Source organism: Priestia sp. P5_B4, from assembly GCF_056400385.1.
The window spans coordinates 1-6203 of sequence record NZ_JBFULJ010000176.1 but is presented as its reverse complement, the minus strand read 5'-3'; the positions used below and the strand labels follow the sequence as shown (position 1 = coordinate 6203).

Annotated in this window: 10 protein-coding genes; 5 read left to right on the top strand and 5 right to left on the bottom strand. The window is 38.8% G+C overall.

Annotation, left to right across the window (positions count from 1 at the left end; genetic code table 11):
* The 3 genes from gloA2 to AC1DRF_RS14385 form a co-directional block, all read left to right on the top strand.
* A partial coding sequence (gene gloA2 / locus AC1DRF_RS14395; RefSeq protein WP_477740989.1) for an SMU1112c/YaeR family gloxylase I-like metalloprotein occupies positions 1-318 on the top strand: 318 nt, incomplete at its 5' end.
* Positions 319-323: 5 nt separating this feature from the next.
* Positions 324-1190 carry a gamma-glutamylcyclotransferase family protein gene (locus AC1DRF_RS14390; RefSeq protein ID WP_043979742.1) on the top strand — a complete coding sequence of 289 codons (867 nt, stop codon included), beginning with the start codon at positions 324-326 and terminating at the stop codon, positions 1188-1190.
* Positions 1191-1309: 119 nt separating this feature from the next.
* Positions 1310-1444: a hypothetical protein gene (locus AC1DRF_RS14385; protein ID WP_477740990.1), complete on the top strand. Its 135-nt coding sequence runs from the start codon at positions 1310-1312 to the stop codon at positions 1442-1444.
* A gap of 76 nt (positions 1445-1520) precedes the next feature.
* Here AC1DRF_RS14385 and AC1DRF_RS14380 read toward each other — a convergent pair whose 3' ends face one another.
* Positions 1521-2396 (bottom strand): aldose 1-epimerase family protein, encoded by an 876-nt coding sequence (locus AC1DRF_RS14380; RefSeq protein WP_230184645.1) that lies wholly within the window; start codon positions 2394-2396, stop codon positions 1521-1523.
* Between the two features lie 141 nt (positions 2397-2537).
* On the opposite strand from AC1DRF_RS14380, the gene AC1DRF_RS14375 reads away from it, so the two are divergent.
* On the top strand, positions 2538-2984 hold the full coding sequence (locus AC1DRF_RS14375) for a YndM family protein (RefSeq protein ID WP_230184644.1): 447 nt from the start codon (positions 2538-2540) through the stop codon (positions 2982-2984).
* Between the two features lie 36 nt (positions 2985-3020).
* On the opposite strand, the gene lepB is transcribed toward AC1DRF_RS14375, so the two are convergent.
* The 3 genes from lepB to AC1DRF_RS14360 all read right to left on the bottom strand — a co-directional run bounded on the left by lepB (position 3021) and on the right by AC1DRF_RS14360 (position 4829).
* Complete coding sequence (gene lepB, locus AC1DRF_RS14370; RefSeq protein WP_230184643.1) at positions 3021-3572, bottom strand: signal peptidase I; 552 nt, start codon at positions 3570-3572, stop codon at positions 3021-3023.
* Positions 3573-3762: 190 nt separating this feature from the next.
* Positions 3763-4098 (bottom strand): LapA family protein, encoded by a 336-nt coding sequence (locus AC1DRF_RS14365; protein ID WP_230184642.1) that lies wholly within the window; start codon positions 4096-4098, stop codon positions 3763-3765.
* A 392-nt stretch (positions 4099-4490) separates the two neighbouring features.
* Positions 4491-4829, bottom strand: a complete 339-nt coding sequence (locus AC1DRF_RS14360) for a YmaF family protein (protein ID WP_013055902.1) — start codon at positions 4827-4829, stop codon at positions 4491-4493.
* A 253-nt stretch (positions 4830-5082) separates the two neighbouring features.
* On the opposite strand from AC1DRF_RS14360, the gene AC1DRF_RS14355 reads away from it, so the two are divergent.
* Positions 5083-5490, top strand: a complete 408-nt coding sequence (locus AC1DRF_RS14355) for a DUF1259 domain-containing protein (protein WP_025749486.1) — start codon at positions 5083-5085, stop codon at positions 5488-5490.
* 212 nt (positions 5491-5702) lie between these two features.
* On the opposite strand, the gene AC1DRF_RS14350 is transcribed toward AC1DRF_RS14355, so the two are convergent.
* Positions 5703-6203, bottom strand: a 501-nt coding sequence (locus AC1DRF_RS14350) for a YgjP-like metallopeptidase domain-containing protein (RefSeq protein ID WP_477740988.1), incomplete at its 5' end; no start/stop codon positions are given.

The following is a 6203-nucleotide window of genomic DNA, read 5'->3' as shown; positions in this document are numbered from 1 at the left end:
GGATGCAAGATTATAGAAGAAACATATAGAAAAGAACGAGATTCATATAAACTAGATTTAGAAGTAGCTCCTGGCTATCAAATTGAGTTGTTCTCGTTTCCAGATCCGCCACAGCGTCCTTCAAAACCTGAAGCGTGCGGCTTACGCCATTTAGCTTTTGCCGTTGAAAGCGTAGAGGATTCCAAGCGTGAACTAGAGCAGCAAGGGATTGATGTGGAACCTATTAGGGTAGATGAACTAACGGGAAAAAAATTCACTTTTTTTGCTGATCCGGACGGGTTACCGCTAGAGCTTTATGAAGAGAAAGAGGGGGAATAAGGAGTATGTGCAATTATTTATTTGTATACGGAACGCTTCTTGAGGGAGAAGGTAATCACGGATTGCTGCATCATGCGCGCCCTATTGCCAAGCAGGCAAAAACGAAAGGGAAATTATATGACACAAAGCAAGGCTATCCTATGCTTGATATTGACAGTGAACATAGTGTATACGGAGAAGTATATGAAGTGACCGATCAGCTTATGTGGAAGGCTCTTGATGAATTAGAAGGGTATATTCATGAAGGTCATAAAGATAATGAATATGATAAAGTTGTGCAAACGGTTGAAACGGACCAAGGTGAATTTGAAGCCGTTGTGTATGTGGCAAGCGATCGTTCGCTGCTGCACGAATTTATCCCGAGCGGAAACTGGCGCGTGTGGAAAGAAGATTTATTAGAAGGTATGCTGTATTTTGCTTACGGTTCATGTATGGATAACGATCGTTTTATTAAGCACGGGGTGGATCAGCATTTCCAGGACTGTCTCGGCAGAGCGGTTTTTAAAGGCTATACGCTTCGATATAACCACGTTATTCATGACGGAGGACGTGCAGATATGGTGGAAGAAGGCGGAGTCGTTGAAGGCAAACTGTACCGCGTGCCGCCTGAAGCAATTACGTACCTGTATGGCAGAGAAGGCGTAGATAATAATGGCTATCGTCCTGCTATTATTTCTGTCGAGCATGAAGGTAAGATGGTGGATCATGTTCTTACTTTTTTTGTGTTAAATAAAGAAAAAGAAGTCGCACCTCCGGATCATTATTCGACTGAAATTATTCGAGGGGCAACAGGTGTACTCAGCGAAGAATATGTTCAGAAGCTAATAGAACAAGTCCATGCGCTAAAAAATAGCGATGTTGTAAATAACTAATGTAAAAAGAAGCAGGAACAAAAATAGTTTAGTTGAAGAAAGCTCCGAACGAGTAATCGTTCGGAGCTTTTTATTGTTATGGTGAACGCAGGCTTAATCTATTTAACTGCTTCTAGCTGTTGATTGGAGGGCAAGGCGAAGACTCCTGCGAGAAAAGCGGAATAGGTGAGACCCCGCAGGAGCGTAAGCGACGAAGAGGCTCAACAGCCGCCCGCGGAAAGCGAAGTCTTGCACGGAAATCAACAGCGGTGTAACAAGCAGTCCAGCTCATATATCCCATTTGTTCGTCTTAAGATTGGRTTGATTTTGTTATGTTATGTGTTTGTTGCATCAACTAAAGGAAACAGAGAATTCTGTTTGAAATACACCGTCTTTTGATAAACGGTTGATGCCTAATTTTTCTTTGAAATTTCCGTTGTGATCATGCGTATCTGCAATTCCAAACCAAGGTTCGATACAGAGAAAAGGAGCGATTGTATGATTTTCTGCATCATACTTTGACCAAATACCGACATACGGGAAATCATTAAACTGAACGTTAATTTGATTTTCATTAACCGGCGATTTAATCGTAATTCCGTCAATATGACTAAAAATTAGCGCATCATTTGCAAATAAATCTGCGCTTAGCGGCAGCTGATGCAAATTTTCTGCAGCTCCTTTTTCATGAATAAGAGCGTCTTTTAATATAAATTCCTTCGGCGTAGTTTCAGAAGGCTCTATTTCTAAAAAGTAATCAGAAATCTGCTCGTTTTCACGTAACGGAATACGAAAAGCAGGGTGGGCTCCAATTGAAAAATACATATCGTCTTTATCTTCGTTCACTACTTTCCACTGAAAAGTTAATCGGTTATTTTCCAGACGGTAGCTGATTTCAACTGAACATTCAAACGGATATACGTCTTTAAAGCGGCCGTTTGTAGCAAATTGCAGCCGTGCCGTTTCGTTTGTTTGTTCGATCACGCTGAAGGCAGAATCACGTAAAAAACCGTGCTGTGGCAAAGAGTATTCGCGCTGATCAACGGTATACTGATCATTTTTTAATCTGCCTACGATTGGAAACAATACGGGGGATACTCGTCCCCAATAAGCGGGGTCTCCGCTCCACATGAACTGCAGGTCTTTTTCTTTATGAAATACTTCTACAACTTCCGCTCCTTCTTCTTGAATACTTACTTTCATTTTGCTATTTTCTAGTACAATCATTACAACATCTCCCAAATCATTCTTGTACGCTCGAGCAGCCTCAAGCGTACTGGCTTTGCCTATATTATACCCTTCATGGCAAAAAAGGTATTAATTTCCCTATTTTTGTTCAAATTAATATAGAAAAAGGAGGGTTCAAATATGAATCATGCAACATTATTGCTCATTAAATTTGCAGCGGCACTTATTGCGTTTGGTATAGGCCTTGATTTGTTTTTTGATGCAACCATCGGAGATATTATTTCCTTTAGCTTGCTAACGACAGTTGTGACATATTTAGTAGTGGATCGAATTGTACTGCCTCGAGTGGGCAACCGTGATGCCATTATTGTTGAATTTGTTCTAACCTATATGAGCGTATGGATTTTTGGAACATTGTTATTAGACAGCTACGTTCAAATTGCTTGGGGAAGTATTATTTCTGCAGCTATTATTACATTTGCCGAGGTTTTTGTTCACCGCTACTTATTCAACCATATTGAAACGAAACATACGGCGAGAACGCGTCCCGCTTTTAAGCAAAAACTAGCGTATGACACAGAATTTGCAGAAGAACAGCATGTAGARAACAAGGAAAATCCAAAATAAAAAGAAAGCTCACTTTTGAGCTTTCTTTTTTATGCGTTAATGCATAAGAGTCATTTCCTTTAAAGGCCAGTATTTCATATTGACTTCTCCCATGATCGAAGAAATCGGAGTGAGGCCAAAATGTCTGCCATCTCGGCTAATGCGTCTGTTGTCACCTAGCACTAATACGTATCCATCGGGTATCGTGCCGTCTTGAGACAGTTCGTGCGTGGAAAAATTTTCAGTAAATCGCTCGTAAGCGGGCACTTTAGATAAATATTTATGAAGATGCGGTTCTTTTTTGACTTTGTTATTTATATACAGAACATCATCTTTGTATTCGACCGTTTCTCCTGGTAAGCCGACGATGCGCTTTACTAGAAAATCACTGCTATAGGGAGCTTGCAAAACGACAATGTCAAAGCGCTCCAGCTTGCTGTGTTTGTTAATAATAATTCGATTGCCTTCGTGCAAAATAGGCTTCATAGAATCGCCTTTTACAGTGTAGGGCTGAAACCAATAGTGCTGAACGACAACAGAAAGCAAAACGGTGCCGAGGATGACGCTTATGTATGTAAGAATTTCACGCTTTATTTTTTTATTGACCATAATGGATGAACACCTTCTTAACGGTAAGACTGTCAATTTAAGTTTTTCATAGAGATATAACAGTGTTGATTGTACCATTCAGAACTAAAGTTTTCCATATCTATCTGTTTATGCGTGTATGCCAAAAATATGCATGGGGGAACAAAAAATGAAAAGAGCCGTTATTCTAGGGAATAACGGCTTTTCTTTATTATAACTGAGCGCGCTCAGTTCGAGTAGCTGGTTGATTTGGTTCTTCTTCCACAACAGGGTCAACAGGCTTATGCTGCTTGATTTCTTCTTCCAGCTCAGCAATTCGCTTGTTTTTCTGTTTCACTTGTCCCCTTAGTTGAACAATTTTTACAAAGCTCAATGAAGCAGCAACCACTCCTCCAAACACGGCCGTTGTTAAGATAATTAAAATAAGAGGCCATTTTTGTGAACCAAATACATAGTTAAATTGTACAGGATCGTTGTTAATTACAGCTAAAACAGCAATGATAAGAGCAAATATAAGTCCTAAAATAAAAAAGCTCTGTCCTTTCATAAGCTGCACTTCCTTTCTTTACATGGTCATTACAACTTTTATAGCGTAACCACTCATCTTAAGTGTTTGCTATCTTGCTTATAGGTATACGTATCCACATTTAAACAAAATCAAACATTTTCTTGATTATATATATCTTTCTTTTAAAGCACAATATATCGATTGGTGTAGAAACTTTGACATGTCCAAAGACCTGGTATGTCGAACTTTTGGAATAAAGAGCTCGCGTATCCTTTTTTGCTTAAGCAGAGGGAGAGACTGGCATTTAACTCATATATGCACAAAGAGACCTTTATCTATTAAAGGTCTCACTGTTAATAAAGGGGTATAAACACAAGATGAAAATCAGTCCAGAAGCTGAGACTTTGGCTTAATTGCATTAAACTATTTCATTATCTATCGCCCGGAGCAGGATGGTCTACACCTTTGACATGATGCCGATGCTGGTTGTCTTCGCTGGTATAAAAGTCATAATAGTGAACATGCATACCGTTGCCAATGGGAATAGCGGGACCAGAGTAGGCTTTGTAATGATGTGTATGTCCGTCTTCAAAAACAACATAGCCTTCTGTATAGTGAATGTGGCTTCCATCCTCGCTTTGAATTGGAGGAGACGTTACATCGAGGCACTGATGGACATGTCCTGACGCAACAGAAGTGTAGTCCACTGAGCCATGATTATGATGAGGAACAAACCCTGAAATAAAATCATCCTTGCCTATTTTTTTCATTTTACTTCCCCCTATAAATTCAATTTTAAAAAACTGTTTAAGTAAATTTTTTAAATGGACATCTAAATTTCTCTGTTTAGTTAAATTCAAAAATACATGCTATTGATATGAACAAAGAAAAATAAATATGACTTTTGATAATCAGGATTTATAAAATGGGTAGTTTTCCTGTGTGTTTGCCGTTTCTACTTGATAACTTTCACATATATTTATTAAGGTAGGACAAGTTATTACAAGAGAGGAAGTCAGCATAATGAGTTGGGAAAATAAAAAGAGTCTATGTCAGGAGTTTGCGAGAATTCTAGGTGGACAAGGCAGTTTAGATGAAAATGGCGTTTGTTTGGTACAAAAATTTCGGACGATTCGTTTTAAAATTTTAGGGCGTCCAACACGCTCTCCGTTAGTTACTCCTCAATTTTTTACTTTTGAAGATTTAGATAGCAAGGGAAGAGCGTTAAATCTAGGTGAAACCGTGCTTTTGCAAGAAGAGGTAAATCCATTATTAACGGAGCTTAGAAAAAGGGACATTAAGGTTACGGCCGTTCACAACCATTGGCTATTTGAAGAGCCGAGAGCAATGTATATGCATTTTGAATCTGTAGAACCACCGTTAGATTTTGCACGAAAAGTAAGAGAAGCGTTTAAAGTATTAAAAGGATAGAAAGCAGTTTTTTATAGAATCAGTTTAGTCTTACTTACTGCTTTTAAAATTAGATTAATAAAACTTTAAACATGTATATTATATATTGGTTTATAAACTGCGCTTGAATGAACCTATCAGATTAACTAATTTTTGAGCAGTGAGATTATTGGGGTAATTCTATCCAAATAAAAAAAGCACGCGTTCGCCGCGTGCTTTTTTTATGTATAAACTTAAAATGCGTTTAGGGTGTTATCGCTTAACCACTGTTTGCGTTCAGCTGCATCTTCGAATAACTCATCTGCATTTGTAAATTGAGAAGCAATGACATATTCAATTGTTGCAAGAGGAGCTGTTAGCAAACGCCAGTTTAATACGATTGTATTATCTTGAGTCGTAGCGTATTCTTCACCTAACTCGTCCCACTTAACAGATTCAGGAGCATTGTCTGCAGTTTTTTTAACAGATTTCAAAGCTTCTTGGAATTTTTCACCTGCGCGGCCTTGGTACCATTCTGTTAATAGTTGTCCAATACCTTCATTTGTTTGCTGCTCGTTCCAGCTTTCAGGTACTGTAGCAATGAATTTTGCACGGAATGTCATTTCAGCCTTTGCTACATCTCCACGAACGATGTTTAAGCGGTATTGACGTCCTAGGTAAGGGAATTTGTCTCCCTCTTCAAAAGAACCAGTTTTAGCTGCAGAAGCTGCTGATTTAGGAGCCTCTTTTTTAGC

Bases quoted from the DNA above. Each gene is read 5' to 3' on its own strand.
- AC1DRF_RS14380 (WP_230184645.1), bottom strand. From the start codon at position 2,396: ATGATTGTACTAGAAAATAGCAAAATGAAAGTAAGTATTCAAGAAGAA.
- AC1DRF_RS14365 (WP_230184642.1), bottom strand. From the start codon at position 4,098: ATGAAAGGACAGAGCTTTTTTATTTTAGGACTTATATTTGCTCTTATC.
- AC1DRF_RS14390 (WP_043979742.1), top strand. From the start codon at position 324: ATGTGCAATTATTTATTTGTATACGGAACGCTTCTTGAGGGAGAAGGT.
- lepB (WP_230184643.1), bottom strand. From the start codon at position 3,572: ATGGTCAATAAAAAAATAAAGCGTGAAATTCTTACATACATAAGCGTC.
- AC1DRF_RS14355 (WP_025749486.1), top strand. From the start codon at position 5,083: ATGAGTTGGGAAAATAAAAAGAGTCTATGTCAGGAGTTTGCGAGAATT.
- AC1DRF_RS14360 (WP_013055902.1), bottom strand. From the start codon at position 4,829: ATGAAAAAAATAGGCAAGGATGATTTTATTTCAGGGTTTGTTCCTCAT.